Raw genomic sequence first — 15495 nt, 5'->3', positions numbered from 1 at the left:
AGTCGATTTTATGACAACCCAATCGAATTTAGCGAGTTGGAGATATCGGTGCAGGCGAAGCGAAGTGCATTTGGCAGTGCTTGGGTTGCGTTTCTGCTCGGCTTTGCGGCTCTCGGATTGACGGCTCTTTCCTTCGTTGCGGAACGAGCTGGCGTACCGGTTGGCATTTTGCGGTTTCTTATGACGGTACTTGTGCTCGGCACCGTCCTCATATTCGGCCTCTTCTCCCTGATCGTGGAAGACGGACGCTGGCAACGGGCAGGGCGTCGGGTGCGTGGTGTCAGCGCGGTGCCCGGCCTTGCATTGCTCGCCATAGGGCTAGCCTGGGCGCTGGCCGATCGCCATGCCGCGGCGTCCGGAGTCATCCTTCTCGGCGGCCTTTCGGCTTTTCTTCTGCAGCTCTTTGTTCTTGGCCCGCGCATGAGGCGGCTGGGAGCGACAAGCCCGGGCCGGCTAATCCAGCAGCGCTTTTCTGACTGGGAATCTCTGCCTCTCCGCCTGATCTTCGGCTTGGTGGCGTCGGCTGTTCTCAGTGGCCTGCTCTTTCGCGTGCTGGGCATTCTGGCCGAACATTTCTCGGCCGAGCTGGGCTTTGGCCGCAGCACAGGCATTGTCGCCGCTGCGCTACTCGTTTTCCTGCCGGCGTGGGCCGGCGGAACGGTCGCCCTCCTCCGCCTGGCACGAGTGGTGCTGGCATTCGGCGTGGCGGCCGTCATCACCGCCCTCGCGGTCGACCGGTTTCTGGTCGGCAGTGCCGCGGCAGGTCTGTCTCTGTTTCCGCTTCAGTGGGATCGCTCCCTCATCGAACCGCTGCTCATCGGCTTTTGCGCCGCCCTGCTGACCCCCGCACTCTTGCCGATCGTCGGCAGTCTCTCCACGCCTCGTTCCAGTTATCGCACGGCAGGCTGGCTCATTTTGCTGGCGGTAGTGGTCGCCGCGATCATCTACATGGTCGGCGTGCCCGGCATGACTGATGGAGACGTAGAAGCCGCGACGCTGACGCGCAGCGACCTTCCGCCCATTCTCGTCGATATCGCTGGTCTCGCGGCGCTTGTCATCGCCGGGGGCCTCCTCCTGCTCTCCCTTTCCATCTGCCTGATCGACGATCTCATCCTTTGTCTTGTCGCCGAAGAACCCCTTGTCCAGGGGCGGCATCTGGCTTGGCTGCGCTTTGCCATGATCGGTGCGACGATCGCCCTTACAGCCTTCATGCTTATCGATCCCCAGCAAGGCCGATCATGGATCGCGCTGAGAGATGCCGCCCTGCCTCTGTTCGTCGCCATCGCGATCGCCGGGCTAATCCCCGCTCTCCTCTGGAGTCGCGTCAGCGGCATCGGAACATTGACCGGCGTCATCGTCGCACTGCTCGCCCAGATCGCGCTTTTTCTGTCGGGCGCGACGATCCTTCCATTCGGCTCGCCAGAAGGCGGGGCCTATGGCGTGGTCGCCGGCCTTGCCGGCATGATCGTGACCATCGCCGTCAGTTTGCTTGTTTCACCCCGCCAGGACGCGCGGCATGCTGCCGCCCTGATGATGGAGACGGAGTCCACGACGGCGCTGGCGGATGAACCGAGGCTTCTTACCAACGTCACTCAGCCTGCTTAAAGCGTGCCGTTGGTCTCATCTTCGGCCTGAAACTCGCGAACCATATCGCGGAAGGCTTCGAAGAAGCGGCGCATATAGCCGAGGGCCTGATCAAACTCCTCTTCGGAGGGCAGGCTCTCTTTCTCCGCGCCCTCTTTTCCGAGCTCGAGCTGCCGTTCCAGTGCTTCAACGCGCTCTTCGAGGCGAGCCATGCGGTCGGCCTCACCCGCCACCGGGTTGTTCGCGGGGCCGTTCCTCTCGCAGGAAAGGTTGCGGCCGGCCTGGCGGCAGACCGTTATTTCACCGGTCTGACCGTCCATGCGAACCCATCCGTCCTCCGTCCGGTCCATGACGTAGCGATCGATGCTCTCCTGCGCATGGAGGGCGCTTCCACCGAGCATCATCATCAGACCCCCGACCGTCAATTTGCGCGTGCTTATCATTGGCTCGCTCCTCCCGTTATTTCAGAAAAACCGGTTTACATTGCCGGCCGCCCCGCGCGTTCAGCTAGGCACGGCAGCCAATTTTCGCTACGCCATGCCCATGGCAAGAATGATCTACAAGGCCGTGCCGGCGCCAATGTGGCAAGAGGCCAAGAGCAGAGACCAGTGGACGGGCGCCCCGGTCGATCTCGCGGATGGTTTCATCCATTTTTCAACGGCGGAGCAGCTCCCCGAAACGCTGGCGAAACATTTTGCGGGTCAGCAAGACCTTCTGCTTGTCGCGATCAAGGCCGATGATCTGGGCGGAGACCTGCGCTGGGAAGTGTCGCGCGGCGGCGCACTCTTCCCTCACCTCCACGCCGCGCTGCGATGTGACAAGGTTGCATGGGTGGAAGCGCTGTCTATGGGGCCCGACGGACAGCATCATCTTCCGGAGCGCTGCACATGAAAGCGACCAGCCTGACGACGATGCCTCTGATGTCCATTGAGGCGGAGAAGGCGCATGGCCTTTCCATCACGGCGCTCAAGGCGGGTGCGGGCCGTATGCTCGGTCCGGGCGCGCCGCACCAGTCTCCCAGACTCAAGGCGACCGTTGCCGGTCTTACATTTCCCAATCCACTCGGCATGGCAGCAGGTTACGACAAGAACGCCGAAGTGCCCGATCCTCTGCTTGCGCTTGGCTTCGGTTTCGTCGAGGTCGGCACCGTCACCCCCCGACCGCAATCGGGCAATCCGCAGCCCCGTATCTTTCGTTTGCCGAACGAGAGGGGCGTTATCAACCGCCTCGGTTTCAATAATGAGGGCCATGAGGCGGCGCTGCTTCGTTTGATGAAGCGGCGTCACCGGGGTGGACTGGTCGGCGTCAATATCGGCGCCAACAAGGACAGTGAGGACCGGGCAGCGGATTATGCCCTAGGCATCACCACCTTTGCCCTTTATGCCTCTTATTTCACGGTGAATATTTCCTCGCCAAACACGCCCGGACTGCGAGATCTGCAAAGCGCCGAAAACCTTTCGGACCTGCTGGCGCGCGTCATGGCGGCGCGGGATGCGGCCGCCGAAGACGCAGGCCGCTCCATTCCCGTCTTCCTGAAGATAGCCCCCGACCTGCAGGAAGCCGACCTCGACCATATCGCAGCGGCCGCCGAACAATACGGACTCGATGGGCTGATTGTTTCCAATACCACGCTTTCCCGTGCGCCACTGCTGAATCGCGAGGCCGGCGCACAAGCAGGCGGGTTGTCCGGCAAGCCGCTTTTCGACCTTTCCACCACCGTCCTTGCAAAGATGCGCCAGCGCGTTGGCGCGGCCATGCCGCTGATCGGTGTCGGTGGCGTGCATAGCGCCGACAGCGCTCTGGAGAAGATCCGGGCCGGAGCCGATCTGGTGCAGCTCTATTCCGTCATGGTCTATGAGGGTCCGCGCTTTCCGATCCGGTTGCTGCGCCAGATGGATGCCAAGCTGAAAGCCCAGGGTGAGACGGTCCGGTCCATTAGAGATCAAAGCGTCACGGAATGGGCCGAGCGTCCTTTGGTGGGCTGAACTCCCGGTTCATCATCATCGGCAGAATGGCCAGGAGGAGAAGTCCCCGCGCCAGCAGAAATATGTGAAGGGCAGCCCAGAGCGCGCCATTGCCGAACGATGGAACGATCAGAAAAAGCGCACCGAGAAAAAGCGCGAGAGCGACGAGCATCATGTTTCGCATGGCCGCGCCCCAGGTGGCGCCAATGAAGGCCCCATCCATTTGAAAGGCGAGGACGCCCGAGATCGGGGTCAGTGCAGCAAGCGGAAGCCATATGCCCGCCACGCGGCGCACATCCGGCGCGGTCGTCATCAGGGCGATGATTTCATCTCCGGCAAGATAGAACACAGCCGCCACGCCGAAGGCGAAGACAAAGCCCCAGAGCGCGGTGAGCTTTATGGCGCGCAGAAATGGTTCACGATGGCGGGCGCCGATGGCATGGCCTACGAAACGCTCGGCCGCCGTCGCAAACCCGTCCAGCAGGTAGCTGCCGAACATGAAGAAGTTGAGCAAAATGGCATTGGCCGCCAACTGAACGGTTCCGATGCCGGCACCCGCGCGGGTAAAGAGCGCGAAGACGCTCAAAAGGGCAAAGGTCCGGATCATGATGTCGCGATTGAGAGCCAGAAGCCGACCGAATGCAGGGCGGTCCATGATCCGCGCCAGCGAAGGGCGGCCATTCGTCCGGTAGATCCGAGCCATCAGCGCCAGGCCGGCGGCAAAGCCGATCATTTCACCGAATACGGTTCCGAGCGCCACACCTTCCAGCCCCCATCCGAAGACGAGGCCCAGCAGGATCGAAAGCACGATATTGCTCCCATTGACGATAATCTGGAGGCCGAGCGCCGCGCCGGACTGGCCACGCCCCAGCAGCGTGCCGAGCAGCGAATAATTGCCGAGCGCGAACGGCGCGGACAGCGCACGGATCAGAATATAGTCGGTCATCGCAACGGATACGGCCGGCTCGGCGCTCATGAAGGCCCGGCCCGCCCAACCGATCAGAGGGCCTGCAATCGCGATGACAAGACCGAAAGCAAGGCCAATCAAAAGCGCCCGAACGAGGATCGCCTGTTCTTCCAGAGCATCGTTTCTGCCGCTCGCCTGCGCAACAAGGCCTGTCGTTCCGGATCGGAGAAAGTTGAACGATCCGAAGACGAGATCGAAAACGATCGCACCGGCAGCCAGACCGCCGAGCGGGGCCGCCTGCCCCAGCCGCCCGACAACCGCCGTATCGACGATGCCGATCAGTGGCGTCGTCATGAAGGCCAGCGTTGTCGGCAGAGCGATAGCGAAGACCGCCCCGTGGGTCAGACGAGTGGGCATCCCGGCGTTGTCTGTCGGATGCGTCAATTGTTTCGGCCTTGCGTTCTCGCTTCTTCCTTATCCCTCTACAGGGGGGATCAGCGATTGCAAAAGCCGAATGATGTGCGGGAGACAATCCTGCTCGGGTTAGCGCAAGCTTTGGCGATCAATTTGATTGTCATTGCCTGGGCGTTTCGTTCCCCTACCCTCCACCCCGATGACGCGGCTCCCCATCGTTCACCATCCGGATTACGACGCGCGGTTTTCGCCGGTGCACCGGTTTCCGATGGGCAAATATACGCTGCTGATGAAGGCGCTGACGGAACGCGGCATCGTGGAACGTGCTTCACTTCACAGGCCCGGGCCTGCCCCCGCGGCCTGGCTCGGCCTCGCTCACCAGCGGGGCTATGTCGACCGCGTCGTCAATCAGAGCGTCCCACGGGAGATCGAGCGCATGATCGGCTTTGAGGTCAATGAAAGGGTCGCGCGCCGCTCTGCCCTGGCCTGCGCCGGAACAGTTCTGACAGGCAGGCTGGCTCTGGAGGAAGGGCTCGCCTGCAACACGGCCGGCGGCAGCCATCACGCCCGGCGTGAACACGGCGCGGGCTTCTGCGTCTTCAACGATGTAGCGGTCGCCGCGGAAGTTCTGCGAGCCGGTGGCGAAGCGCGGCGCATTCTGATCGTCGATGTCGATGTTCATCAGGGCGATGGCACCGCCATGATCTTCGCTGATGAGCCGAACGTCTTCACCCTCTCCATACACGGAGCAAAGAACTATCCTTTGATAAAGGCGAAAAGCGATCTCGATATCGACCTGCCGGACGGCACGGAGGATGAAGCCTATCTGGAACACCTCGACGATGGACTAAAGCGCGCCATCCATTTCTTTCCCCAGCCGGATCTTGCCTTTTATCTGGCCGGTGTCGATCCGCATGAGGAGGACCGTCTGGGTCGCTTGTCGCTCACGGACGAAGGGCTGGCCCGCCGCGATCGCATGGCGCTGACGTTCCTTCGTGAGCGAGGCATTCCCGTCGCCTGCGTTCTGGGCGGCGGCTACAGCCGCAATATGGAAAGTCTCGGGCGGCGTCACGCCATCGTCTTCGGTGTGGCCGAAGAATTGGTCTAGCCGCGCCGGTAGGTGACAAGCCGACTGATCAGGAAGATCGGTACCACCACGATCGCGCCGATCACGAAATAAGACGCGAAGCCGGAAAGCGCCTCGTAGCCGTTCTGCCACGCCCATTCAATCATGCCTATGAAACGGTCGATCACCTCGAGCGGGGTGATGTCGAAATAGCTCATGAACACGCCGACGATGAACGAGATGATGATGAGCTTGAGCGCGACCCGCAGCGGCGAATCACCCAGAAATCTCTGCACCGACCCGGCCATCTCCACGTACTCCGTCTGTTTCGTCATCGCGATTCTACGGCTCCGCAGATACGCAGCAAAGGGGGCGCATTCAAGTCGCAAGTCAGGTTCGGAAGGAATCTGGAGCGGGTGAAGGGAATCGAACCCTCGTCGTTAGCTTGGGAAGCTACTGCTCTACCATTGAGCTACACCCGCGACGCAGCGCCGATTGATCGACCGGCGCGCGCCGTCTGTCAAGCAGTCTTACGAGCGGAAATGCTTGCTGAGCTTCAGGCCCTGGCCCTGATAATTGCTGGCAAGGTCTTGTCCATAAAGCGCATCGGGCAAGCTCTTCATGTGTTCATAGATCAACCGACCGACGATCTGCCCATGTTCGAGGATGAAGGGGACTTCATGACTGCGCACTTCGAGCACGGCGCGCGCGCCCTGCCCTCCCGCATCCGTATGACCGAAGCCGGGATCGAAGAAGCCCGCATAATGCACGCGGAACTCACCGACGAGCGGATCGAAGGGCGTCATTTCAGCGGCATGGCGCGGTGGCACGTGAACCGCCTCGCGGCTCACGAGAATATAGAATTCGTCGGGATCGAGAACCAGTTCGCCCTGCCCCGTTCGCGGTAGCGGCTCCCAATAGTCGATCCGGTCGTAACCGCCCGGCCGATCGACGTCGACGAGGCCGGTGTGATGCTTTGCCCGATAGCCGATCGGCCCCTCGCCGGTGCCTCGCAGATCGACCGACAAGGCGATACCGCCGCCCGAGATGTTCGGCTTTTCGGCAGCGACGAGCGTTTCCGCGTCGTGCAGTTCCTGCAGTTCGCTCTCGGACAATATGGCCTGGCCGATGCGAAACCGGATCTGCGACAGTCGCGATCCCGTGCGTACCACGATCGGGAAAGTCCGCGGCGAGACCTCCATCCAAAGCGGTCCCCGATAGCCGGCCGGTATCTTGTCGAATTCGGGGCCGCGATTGACCATGACACGCGTGAAGATGTCGAGGCGACCGGTCGAACTTTTCGGATTGGCCGAAGCGGAGATATCATCCGGCAGGGCCAGCTTCTCCAGAAGCGGAACGACATAGACACAGCCGGTTTCCAGCACCGCGCCCTTCGTCAGATCGATCTCGTGAAGAACCAGGCGCTCCAGCTTATCTTCCACCGTGGCTTCCGGGCCCGGCAGGAAGGACGCGCGAACGCGATAGGCCACCTTGCCGAGGCGCAGGTCCAGGCTGGCGGGCTGCAACTGCCGCTCCGCCATGTCTTCAGACAGTTGAAGCGCGCCATTTTCCATCAGCGTGAAAATGTCGCGGTCTGGCAAGATGCCCGTCTTACGGTCCGGCATAGGTCGCTTCTCCCTGCATCTGCTTCACATGCCCGTCACGACGGACCGATACAAGCCTCAATAGAGCTTGTCCAAGAGGAAGGGATGTGCTGCCCTGTGCCCGCATAATGTCCCCCAATGGTGTGGAGCCCTCTATGTCTCTTATGTCCCTTACTCGCCGTGCGGTTCTCGGCATGGCCGTCGCCACCCTTCTGCCAGGCGGCATCGCCCTTGCCGAAACCACCGAAGTCACCTTCGTCCTTGTCAATGACAGCGACAAGATGGCACCCGATGATGATGGCCGCGGCGGCTTCGCCAAGATGGCCAGCGTTTTCAAGAAGGAGCGCGGAGACAACCCCAATACGGTCGTCGTCCATGCCGGCGATATGCTATCGCCCTCGCTGCTGTCGGGCTTCGACAAGGGCGAGCACATCATCGAACTGGCCAACATGGCCGGTTTCGATGTCGCGGCGCCGGGCAATCATGAATATGATTTCGGTTCCGAAAACGCCATGTCGCAGCTATCGAAGGCCGACTTTCCCTTTCTGGCAGCCAATATCGAAAATGCCGACGGAACACCGTTCGAGGATTTCGAACCGACGATGATGAAGGAGTTCGGCCCGGTGAAGGTCGGCTTCATCGGACTGGCCGAACTGACCACTGGAGAGCTTTCCAGCCCCGGCGACGAGATCACCTTCACCGATCCCGTGGCAGCGGCGGAAAAGCAGGCCGAGACGCTGCGTTCGCAGGGCGCGGATTTCGTGGTCGCGATCAGCCATAATGCCCTGCCGCTCAATGAGCAGATGGTGCGGGAAGGAACAGTCGACCTGGTTCTCTCCGGACACAATCACGTGGTCTGGAGCTACTATAATGGCCGCTCCGCCGGGCTGGAATCCGGTCATGATGCCATGTGGATCGGCACTGTCGATGTCACCTTCGATGTGACCGAAGAAGAAGGGACGCGCGAGGTCGACTGGACACCGAGCTTTCGCTTTACCGACACGATGGATGTCGAGCCGGATGCGGACGTCGCCGCAAAGGTTGCGGAATATGAAGCCACGCTCGACAAGGAACTCGACGTCGATGTCGGGACCACCTCCGTGGAACTCGACAGCCGCCGCGCATCCGTCCGCAGCCAGGAAACGATCATGGGCAGCCTGATCGCCGACGCGATGAAGAAGGCAACCGGCGCGGATATCGCCATTACCAATGGAGGCGGCATTCGTGGGGACAAAACCTACCCGGCCGGCTCTACCCTCACCCGTCGCGACGTCCTCTCCGAACTGCCCTTCGGCAACCGTACTGTGCTTCTGGAAATGACCGGAGCGCAGGTGAAGGAGGCACTGGAGAACGGGGTTGGCCAGATCGAGGAAGGCGCCGGCCGCTTTCCGCAGGTTTCGGGCCTCACCTTCAGCGTGGACTCCAGCGCCGAAGCGGGGGCGCGCATTTCCGATGTGAAAGTCGACGGCAAAGATCTCGACGAAAGCGCCAACTACAAGGTCGCCACGAATGACTACATGGCCGGTGGCGGCGACGGCTATTCCGTGATGAGCGAAGGCAAGGTGCTGGTCGACTCGATAAGCGGCAAGCTGATGGCCAACGATGTGATGGTCTATATTCGTGAAATCGGCGACGTGAAGGCCCCCGAGGGCACACGCATCACGATCAACTGATCGATTAAGCCTTGCGTCCCGGACGATCGGGGCGTAAGGCACCCTCCATCGTGGTGATTTGGCCGGCCGGCTTGCAGCCACGTTAAACAAGTCGCTAAAGGGGCCGCGATCCGGACCGGGCGCGACTTATCGCGGCCGGTTTTTTGTTTTGGTGAGAAGAAATGGCCGATCTTTCGAAGCTCCACCCCGAAACCCAGCTGGTGCAGGGCGGCATCAATCGCAGCGCTTATGGCGAGACCTCGGAAGCGCTTTTCCTGACACAGGGCTTTGTCTATCCCAGCGCGGAAGCGGCAGAAGCGCGCTTCAAGGGCGAAGAGCCCGGCTTCATCTATTCGCGCTACGCCAACCCCACCGTCGACATGTTCGAAAAGCGCATGTGCCTGCTGGAAGGCGCGGAAGATGCGCGGGCAATGGCATCGGGCATGGCGGCCGTGTCGGCGGCGCTTCTCTGTCAGCTTCAGGCCGGCGACCATATCGTCGCGGCCAGGCAGCTTTTCGGCTCCTGCCGTTGGGTGGTGGAAACTCTTGCCCCGAAATACGGCATCGAAACCACGTTGATCGATGGCACCAACACCGATGAGTGGGAGGCCTCCTGCAAGGCCAATACAAAGGTCTTCTTCTTCGAAAGTCCGACCAACCCGACACTGGCACTGATCGATATCGCCGCCGTCTCGAAGATCGCCAAAGCGCGCGGCATCACGACCGTGATCGACAATGTGTTCGCGACGCCCGTCCTGCAAAAGCCGATCGAGCTTGGCATCGACGTGGTCTGCTATTCTGCGACGAAACATATCGACGGCCAGGGCCGTTGCCTCGGCGGTATCGTCCTGTCATCCAAGGAATGGATCGACGAGAACCTGCACGATTATTTCCGTCACACCGGCCCCTCGATGAGCCCGTTCAACGCCTGGACGCTCCTCAAGGGTCTCGAGACCCTGTCCCTTCGGGTTGAAAAGCAGACCGCGAATGCCGGACAGGTCGCCGACTGGCTTTCCAATCACGACAGTGTGGCGCAGGTCATCTATCCTGGTCGGGACGACCATCCTCAGGCCCCGCTGGCGAAAGCGCAGATGAAGGGCGGTTCGACGATGATCTGCTTCGACCTGAAAGGCGGTAAGGACGCGGCTTTTGCTATGGAAAACGCCCTGGAGATCATTCGCGTCTCCAACAATCTCGGCGATGCCAAAAGCCTCATCACTCACCCGGCCACGACGACGCACAAGAATCTGAGTGAGGACGCCCGTCTGGAACAGGGCATTGGACCGGGCACGGTGCGCCTTTCGATCGGTCTGGAACATGCCGACGATCTGGTCGCCGATCTGGACCAGGCTCTGAACGGCGTCGGCCGCTAGAGGTCTCTGTGTGCCAGCATGATCCGGCTCAGGGTCGTATAGGCCGTCACGCCGGCGAAGAGGATGGCAATTAGCGGAAACCAGGACGGGAAGAGGCAGGCGAGAACAAAAACGAAAAGCGTCTCGCCGGCTTCTGCCAGTCCGGTGGTAAAGAACAGTGACTTTTCGCCGCGCGCCGTACTCTTCGCACCTCGCTTCTCGGCCATCACGGCATAGGCGAGAAAGCTGGCTCCGTTGACGTAGAAGGCCAGCAGCAGGATCGATCCTGCGATGCCATTGCGGGCCGGATCGAGGAGGACGAACGCCAGTGGGATCGCCCCATAGAAGGCGAAGTCCAGAACGATATCCAGAAATCCTCCAAAGTCAGTCGCTTTCGTTCGCTGCGCAATCGCGCCGTCCAGCCCGTCGCCAAGACGCGACAGCAGAAGAAGAGGCACGGCCAGAAGCGTATAGCCTGCTGCGACGCAAATGGCGGCAAGAAGACCGACGCCGAAAGCGATAAGCGTCATCGCATTCGCCGACAGACCGACGGCCAGAGCCCGATCCGCCATTCCATCGATCAGCGGCGCGAGCTTTCGCCTTCCCCATCCGTCGATCATGCCGTCCCTCGTTTGACCATCGTTCTGCCCGACCCAATATGGCCTCTGACAAGGAGATCGACAGCATGTACCGCGCCGTTACAGACGATATCGTGGTGGAAGTGGAGCCATTTTTCCTGCCGGACCATTCGGAGCCGGACCGTAATCACTTCGTCTGGGCCTATCGCGTCAGCATCGAAAACGGTTCCGATCGGCCGGTACAACTGCGATGGCGCTACTGGAAGATCACCGACGGTGCCGGCCGCGTGCAAGAGGTGGAGGGAGCCGGTGTCGTCGGGGAAGAACCGCGTCTTCTGCCGGGCGAAAGCTATACCTATACGTCCGGCTGCCCGTTGACCGTACCGTCCGGCATGATGCAAGGCCATTACACGATGCAGTCCGATAGCGGCGAGCGGTTCGATATTGCCATTCCGGCCTTTTCGCTCGACCTACCGGAAAACCAGCGCACTCTCAACTGAAGACGGTAGCAATGCAAATGGAGGCCCGTTCGGCTCGCGCCCGCATCATGCATGCCGTTCTGTTCGAGCTGATCGGCCTTGCGATGGTGGTTCCGCTCAGCGCCTTCGGCTTCGGCATAGAGGCCGGCGATACGGCTGTGGTGGTGATCAGCCTTTCGCTCGTCGCGACCGGCTGGAACTATCTTTACAACCTGCTGTTCGACCAGTTGATGGCGCGCTGGTACGGCTCGATCCGCAAATCGGTCTGGCAGCGCGTGCTGCATGCCATCCTTTTTGAACTGGGATTGCTGCTGGTCACGCTGCCCTTCGTCGCATGGTATCTCGACATCGGCATCATGGAGGCGTTGATAATCGACGTGGCGATGGCGCTTTTCTACCTCGCCTACGCGTTCGTCTTCAACTGGGCCTGGGATATGGTGACGCTCCCGCGCACGTCTCGCGAGCACGGTTAAATCAGGCGTCGTTCGAAAACTCGGCGGGGTCGAACGCATATTCGGTGGAGCAGAACTCGCACCGCACCTTGATCTGGCCATCCTCGATGGAAGCGGCCCGTTCCTCATCAGAGAGGTTTTCCAGAACGGTCTCGATCTTTTCGCGCGAGCAGGAGCAATCGTCCTTGAGCGCAACACCTTCATAGACGCGTACGCCATGCTCGTGGAACAGCCTGTTGAGCAGACGCTCGGAGCCAACGGTCGGATCGACCAGTTCCAGATCCTCTACCGTGGCGACCAGAAGCCGCGTTTCGTGCCAGGCGTCATCGACCAGCGCATCGGCATCGGTTTCGTCGCCATCACCGCCGGGCAGATCGCCCATTCTCATCCGCTCGGGTGCATCTGGAAGGAACTGCGCGAGAAGCCCACCGGCACGCCACACCGTTTCGCCACCCGGCAACACCTGCTGGCCTGCCGCGAGTCGCAGATCGGTCGGGATCTGTTCGGACTGACGAAAATAAGTACGGGCGACCTCTTCAAGCGACGAGCCGTCCAGAGGCACCACGCCCTGATAGCGCTGCATTTGCGCGCCCTGATCGATCGTCAGGGCGAGGATGCCATTGCCGAGCAACTGTTCCGGCTTGGTTTCACCGGCCTCTGTCGCAACCTTCAGCCGCTCTTCGTCGAATTTGGCATAAGCGCGAAGGGAGCCGGGAACATTGAGATCGGCCACCAGCATGTCGACCGGCCCGTCGGTCTGCGTCTGCACGATGAACTTGCCATTGAATTTCAACGATGTTCCGAGCAGAGCCACCAGAACGACGACCTCTGCCAATAGACGGCTGACTGGCTCGGGATAGCCGTGGCGACTCAGTATGGCATCGAGTTCAGGCCCCATCTGCACGACGCGCCCACGCGCATCGAGACTCTCGACCTGAAACGGCACGACATGGTCGTCGCCCGCATGTCCATATTCGCCAAGGGCTGGCTGGTTCGCTTCGCTCATGTCAGCCGGCCCCACCGAGACACCAGTTGAGAATGGCCTTCTGGGCATGCATCCGGTTTTCCGCTTCGTCGAAAACCACGCTTTGTGGGCCGTCCAGAATCTCGTCGGTCACCTCTTCTCCGCGGTGAGCCGGGAGGCAATGCATGAAAAGGGCATCGTCCTTGGCATGCGCCATCAGCTTCTCATTCACCTGATAGCTCTGGAAGACGTTATGGCCACGCGCACGATGTTCCTGATTCATCGAAACCCATGTATCGGTGATGAGACAGTCGGCTCCGCTGGCCGCTACGGCCGGGTCGGTCGTCAATTGAACATCCGCCCCCTGCTGACGCGCCCAGTCGACGAACTTCATATCCGGCTCGGACCCTTCGGGGGTCGCGATCGAGAGCGCATAGCCGAACTGCGCGGCGCCTTCGATCAGCGAATGGGTGACGTTGTTGCCGTCGCCGGTCCAAGCAAACTTCTTGCCCTCCACCGGTCCCCGGTGCTCTTCGAAGGTCAGTATATCGGCCATGATCTGGCATGGATGGGTATCATCGGTAAGACCGTTGATAACCGGAACGGTTGCGGCACCAGCCAGTTCAAGAAGACGCTGATGCTCGAGCGTCCGCACCATGATGATGTCGACGTAACGGGAGAGAACGCGCGCGGTATCGGCGATCGTTTCCGAGCGGCCGAGCTGCATTTCAGTGCCCGTCAGCACAACGGTCTCGCCGCCCAGATGGCGCATACCGACCTCGAACGAGACGCGGGTACGGGTCGAGGGCTTCTCGAAGATCATGGCCAGCGTCTTGCCGGCGAGCGGCTTGACGCATTCGCCGGCCTGACGCTTTTCCTTCATAAGGCGAGCGTCGTCGAGAATGGTCCTCAGCGTTTCGGGAGATGTTTCAGCAAGATCGAGAAAATGGCGGGTCACATCGATTGTCCATCGGTTTGGGTAGCGCTCAGCGTCAGTTCGCGCGCTGCCCGGTCGAGCGCTTCCAGCGCCGCGCGAATGTCATCGTCCTCGACATTCAGCGGCGGAAGAAAGCGCAATACATTATCGCCCGCAGGCACCAGAAGAAGGTGCTCATCGCGGACTGCGGAAAGGATCATGCTGGCGGGGAGACGGCACTTCAAGCCGATAAGAAGACCAGCGCCGCGCACCGTTTCAAACAAGTCGGGATAGCTGTCGACGACGGCTGCAAGACCTTGCTTGAGCAGGAGCGCCTTGCGTTTGACCTCGTCGAGAAATCCATCTTCGAGAACGGTTTCGACAACGGCCTTTCCGACCGCCATGGCAAGCGGATTGCCGCCGAATGTCGATCCATGCGACCCCGCAGTCATCGCTGCAGCGGCCTCATCGGTCGCCAGACACGCGCCGACGGGAAAGCCGCCGCCGAGCCCCTTCGCCACAGCCAGAATATCCGGCGTGACATCAGCCCATTCATGAGCGAACAGGCGCCCGGTGCGCCCGATCCCCGTCTGCACTTCGTCGAAGATGAGAAGGACGCCGTGATCGTCGCACAGGCTCCGAACTTCCTTCAGCCACGCTGTACTGAAAGGCCGGACACCGCCTTCTCCCTGGAGTGGCTCAATGAGGACCGCGGCCGTGGTCGGCGCCACCATGACCTCCTTCAGCGCCTCGCGATCCTCGAACGGAATCTGCACGAAACCCGGCGCTTTCGGACCAAAGCCTTCGAGGTATTTTTCCTGGCCGCCAGCGGCGATGGTCGCAAGCGTCCGACCGTGGAACGCACCCTCGACGGTCACGATATCCACGCGCTCCGTCTCGCCCCGCCCATAATGATAGCGCCGCGCCGTCTTGATCGCGGCCTCGATCGCTTCCGCGCCAGAATTGCAGAAGAATACCCGGTCGGCGAACGAATTGGCGCAAAGCAGCTCGGCGAGCTCACGCTGAACCGGAATTTCGTAGAGATTGGAGACATGCCAGAGCTTGTCGGCCTGCGCAGCAAGCGCTTCTCGAAGACGCGGATTGGCATGACCAAGCGCGTTGACCGCGACGCCGGAGGCGAAATCGAGATATTTCTCGCCGTCAGTCGTCCAGACCCATGCGCCTTCGCCGCGGTCGAAAGACAGCGACGCGCGCGCAAAGGTGTCGAAGAGCGCCGAACCGCCCATTGTCTCATCTCCCGGACCAGAGGGCCCTTGCCGGTGCAGCATGCAAACCGGAACGCCAAAAAGGAAAAGCCGCCTCGCATGCCGAGGCGGCTTTTCAGGTTTATCACGTTCCCTAACGCGAAAGTCAATGTTTCCCTGGTGCGGCAGAGATGACGCACGGCTTTGCGGAACGGTTCGCGGCAATCCTTCCAAAAAAGGTATTTAATCAACGCCCGACTCATTTCTGTCCCAAATTTGGGGAAAACAGACAAAAGCGAATCAACGAGGCCAGCGGGTGCTGGACAGCGAGTCGGGGGGCAGCGTAGCTTGCTCCCAA

At 61.0% G+C, this 15495-nt stretch carries 16 protein-coding genes, 1 tRNA gene and 1 riboswitch; of the genes, 8 read left to right on the top strand and 9 right to left on the bottom strand.

What is annotated here, in order from left to right; all coding sequences use genetic code 11:
• Positions 1 to 48 precede the first annotated feature (48 nt).
• A complete protein-coding gene (locus D8780_RS02160; RefSeq protein WP_121644158.1) occupies positions 49 to 1605 on the top strand; it encodes a hypothetical protein in 1557 nt (518 codons plus the stop codon).
• On the opposite strand, the gene D8780_RS02155 is transcribed toward D8780_RS02160, so the two are convergent.
• Positions 1602 to 2027, bottom strand: a complete 426-nt coding sequence (locus D8780_RS02155; protein ID WP_121644157.1) for a hypothetical protein — start codon at positions 2025 to 2027, stop codon at positions 1602 to 1604. The genes D8780_RS02160 and D8780_RS02155 overlap by 4 nt on opposite strands.
• Positions 2028 to 2067: 40 nt before the next feature.
• On the opposite strand from D8780_RS02155, the gene D8780_RS02150 reads away from it, so the two are divergent.
• Positions 2068 to 2475 (top strand): DUF952 domain-containing protein, encoded by a 408-nt coding sequence (locus D8780_RS02150; RefSeq protein ID WP_425373617.1) that lies wholly within the window; start codon positions 2068 to 2070, stop codon positions 2473 to 2475.
• Complete coding sequence (locus D8780_RS02145; RefSeq protein ID WP_121644156.1) at positions 2472 to 3569, top strand: quinone-dependent dihydroorotate dehydrogenase; 1098 nt, start codon at positions 2472 to 2474, stop codon at positions 3567 to 3569. The genes D8780_RS02150 and D8780_RS02145 overlap by 4 nt, the downstream gene beginning before the upstream one ends.
• On the opposite strand, the gene D8780_RS02140 is transcribed toward D8780_RS02145, so the two are convergent.
• On the bottom strand, positions 3535 to 4872 hold the full coding sequence (locus tag D8780_RS02140) for an MATE family efflux transporter (RefSeq protein WP_121646304.1): 1338 nt from the start codon (positions 4870 to 4872) through the stop codon (positions 3535 to 3537). The genes D8780_RS02145 and D8780_RS02140 overlap by 35 nt on opposite strands.
• A gap of 196 nt (positions 4873 to 5068) precedes the next feature.
• Between D8780_RS02140 and D8780_RS02135 the strand changes: the two genes are divergently transcribed.
• A complete protein-coding gene (locus D8780_RS02135; RefSeq protein ID WP_121644155.1) occupies positions 5069 to 5977 on the top strand; it encodes a histone deacetylase family protein in 909 nt (302 codons plus the stop codon).
• On the opposite strand, the gene D8780_RS02130 is transcribed toward D8780_RS02135, so the two are convergent.
• From D8780_RS02130 to D8780_RS02120, 3 genes are all read right to left on the bottom strand, one after another.
• Complete coding sequence (locus D8780_RS02130) at positions 5974 to 6270, bottom strand: DUF6460 domain-containing protein (protein WP_245412224.1); 297 nt, start codon at positions 6268 to 6270, stop codon at positions 5974 to 5976. The genes D8780_RS02135 and D8780_RS02130 overlap by 4 nt on opposite strands.
• A gap of 73 nt (positions 6271 to 6343) precedes the next feature.
• Positions 6344 to 6417: transfer RNA gene (locus tag D8780_RS02125), tRNA-Gly, on the bottom strand.
• Positions 6418 to 6465: 48 nt separating this feature from the next.
• Positions 6466 to 7560 carry a 2'-deoxycytidine 5'-triphosphate deaminase gene (locus D8780_RS02120; protein ID WP_121644154.1) on the bottom strand — a complete coding sequence of 365 codons (1095 nt, stop codon included), beginning with the start codon at positions 7558 to 7560 and terminating at the stop codon, positions 6466 to 6468.
• A 134-nt stretch (positions 7561 to 7694) separates the two neighbouring features.
• Between D8780_RS02120 and D8780_RS02115 the strand changes: the two genes are divergently transcribed.
• Both D8780_RS02115 and D8780_RS02110 read left to right on the top strand, forming a co-directional pair.
• Positions 7695 to 9212 carry a bifunctional metallophosphatase/5'-nucleotidase gene (locus D8780_RS02115; RefSeq protein ID WP_158598414.1) on the top strand — a complete coding sequence of 506 codons (1518 nt, stop codon included), beginning with the start codon at positions 7695 to 7697 and terminating at the stop codon, positions 9210 to 9212.
• A 40-nt stretch (positions 9213 to 9252) separates the two neighbouring features.
• Positions 9253 to 9331: riboswitch (SAM riboswitch) on the top strand.
• Positions 9332 to 9373: 42 nt separating this feature from the next.
• Positions 9374 to 10564 (top strand): O-succinylhomoserine sulfhydrylase, encoded by a 1191-nt coding sequence (locus D8780_RS02110; RefSeq protein ID WP_121644152.1) that lies wholly within the window; start codon positions 9374 to 9376, stop codon positions 10562 to 10564.
• On the opposite strand, the gene D8780_RS02105 is transcribed toward D8780_RS02110, so the two are convergent.
• Positions 10561 to 11163: a CDP-alcohol phosphatidyltransferase family protein gene (locus tag D8780_RS02105; RefSeq protein ID WP_121644151.1), complete on the bottom strand. Its 603-nt coding sequence runs from the start codon at positions 11161 to 11163 to the stop codon at positions 10561 to 10563. The genes D8780_RS02110 and D8780_RS02105 overlap by 4 nt on opposite strands.
• Before the next feature lie 65 nt (positions 11164 to 11228).
• Between D8780_RS02105 and apaG the strand changes: the two genes are divergently transcribed.
• The gene (gene apaG / locus D8780_RS02100; RefSeq protein WP_121644150.1) at positions 11229 to 11621 is read left to right on the top strand and encodes a Co2+/Mg2+ efflux protein ApaG; all 393 of its coding nucleotides are present in this window, start codon (positions 11229 to 11231) and stop codon (positions 11619 to 11621) included.
• Between the two features lie 11 nt (positions 11622 to 11632).
• Complete coding sequence (locus D8780_RS02095; protein WP_245412223.1) at positions 11633 to 12073, top strand: PACE efflux transporter; 441 nt, start codon at positions 11633 to 11635, stop codon at positions 12071 to 12073.
• A gap of 1 nt (position 12074) precedes the next feature.
• On the opposite strand, the gene D8780_RS02090 is transcribed toward D8780_RS02095, so the two are convergent.
• The 3 genes from D8780_RS02090 to D8780_RS02080 are packed head-to-tail and all read right to left on the bottom strand — an operon-like array spanning position 12075 to position 15179.
• Positions 12075 to 13058, bottom strand: a complete 984-nt coding sequence (locus D8780_RS02090; RefSeq protein ID WP_121646301.1) for an Hsp33 family molecular chaperone — start codon at positions 13056 to 13058, stop codon at positions 12075 to 12077.
• 1 nt (position 13059) lies between these two features.
• Positions 13060 to 13974 carry an ornithine carbamoyltransferase gene (argF, locus tag D8780_RS02085; protein ID WP_425373616.1) on the bottom strand — a complete coding sequence of 305 codons (915 nt, stop codon included), beginning with the start codon at positions 13972 to 13974 and terminating at the stop codon, positions 13060 to 13062.
• Positions 13971 to 15179, bottom strand: coding sequence for an aspartate aminotransferase family protein (locus D8780_RS02080; RefSeq protein WP_121644148.1), 1209 nt, complete (start codon positions 15177 to 15179; stop codon positions 13971 to 13973). Before D8780_RS02080 ends, argF begins: the two co-directional genes overlap by 4 nt.
• Between the last annotated feature and the right edge of the window lie 316 nt (positions 15180 to 15495).

The organism is Notoacmeibacter ruber, assembly GCF_003668555.1.
Lineage (GTDB): Bacteria > Pseudomonadota > Alphaproteobacteria > Rhizobiales > Rhizobiaceae > Notoacmeibacter > Notoacmeibacter ruber.
The sequence above is the reverse complement of the archived record's forward strand: the minus strand, read 5'-3'. Positions and strand labels throughout refer to the sequence as shown.

Excerpts from the sequence above, each read along its gene's own strand:
- D8780_RS02155 (WP_121644157.1), bottom strand. The coding sequence starts at position 2,027 with ATGATAAGCACGCGCAAATTGACGGTCGGGGGTCTGATGATGATGCTC.
- D8780_RS02145 (WP_121644156.1), top strand. The coding sequence starts at position 2,472 with ATGAAAGCGACCAGCCTGACGACGATGCCTCTGATGTCCATTGAGGCG.
- D8780_RS02140 (WP_121646304.1), bottom strand. The coding sequence starts at position 4,872 with ATGCCCACTCGTCTGACCCACGGGGCGGTCTTCGCTATCGCTCTGCCG.
- D8780_RS02135 (WP_121644155.1), top strand. The coding sequence starts at position 5,069 with ATGACGCGGCTCCCCATCGTTCACCATCCGGATTACGACGCGCGGTTT.
- D8780_RS02130 (WP_245412224.1), bottom strand. The coding sequence starts at position 6,270 with ATGACGAAACAGACGGAGTACGTGGAGATGGCCGGGTCGGTGCAGAGA.
- D8780_RS02120 (WP_121644154.1), bottom strand. The coding sequence starts at position 7,560 with ATGCCGGACCGTAAGACGGGCATCTTGCCAGACCGCGACATTTTCACG.
- D8780_RS02115 (WP_158598414.1), top strand. The coding sequence starts at position 7,695 with ATGTCTCTTATGTCCCTTACTCGCCGTGCGGTTCTCGGCATGGCCGTC.
- D8780_RS02110 (WP_121644152.1), top strand. The coding sequence starts at position 9,374 with ATGGCCGATCTTTCGAAGCTCCACCCCGAAACCCAGCTGGTGCAGGGC.
- D8780_RS02105 (WP_121644151.1), bottom strand. The coding sequence starts at position 11,163 with ATGATCGACGGATGGGGAAGGCGAAAGCTCGCGCCGCTGATCGATGGA.
- apaG (WP_121644150.1), top strand. The coding sequence starts at position 11,229 with ATGTACCGCGCCGTTACAGACGATATCGTGGTGGAAGTGGAGCCATTT.
- D8780_RS02095 (WP_245412223.1), top strand. The coding sequence starts at position 11,633 with ATGCAAATGGAGGCCCGTTCGGCTCGCGCCCGCATCATGCATGCCGTT.
- D8780_RS02090 (WP_121646301.1), bottom strand. The coding sequence starts at position 13,058 with ATGAGCGAAGCGAACCAGCCAGCCCTTGGCGAATATGGACATGCGGGC.
- D8780_RS02080 (WP_121644148.1), bottom strand. The coding sequence starts at position 15,179 with ATGGGCGGTTCGGCGCTCTTCGACACCTTTGCGCGCGCGTCGCTGTCT.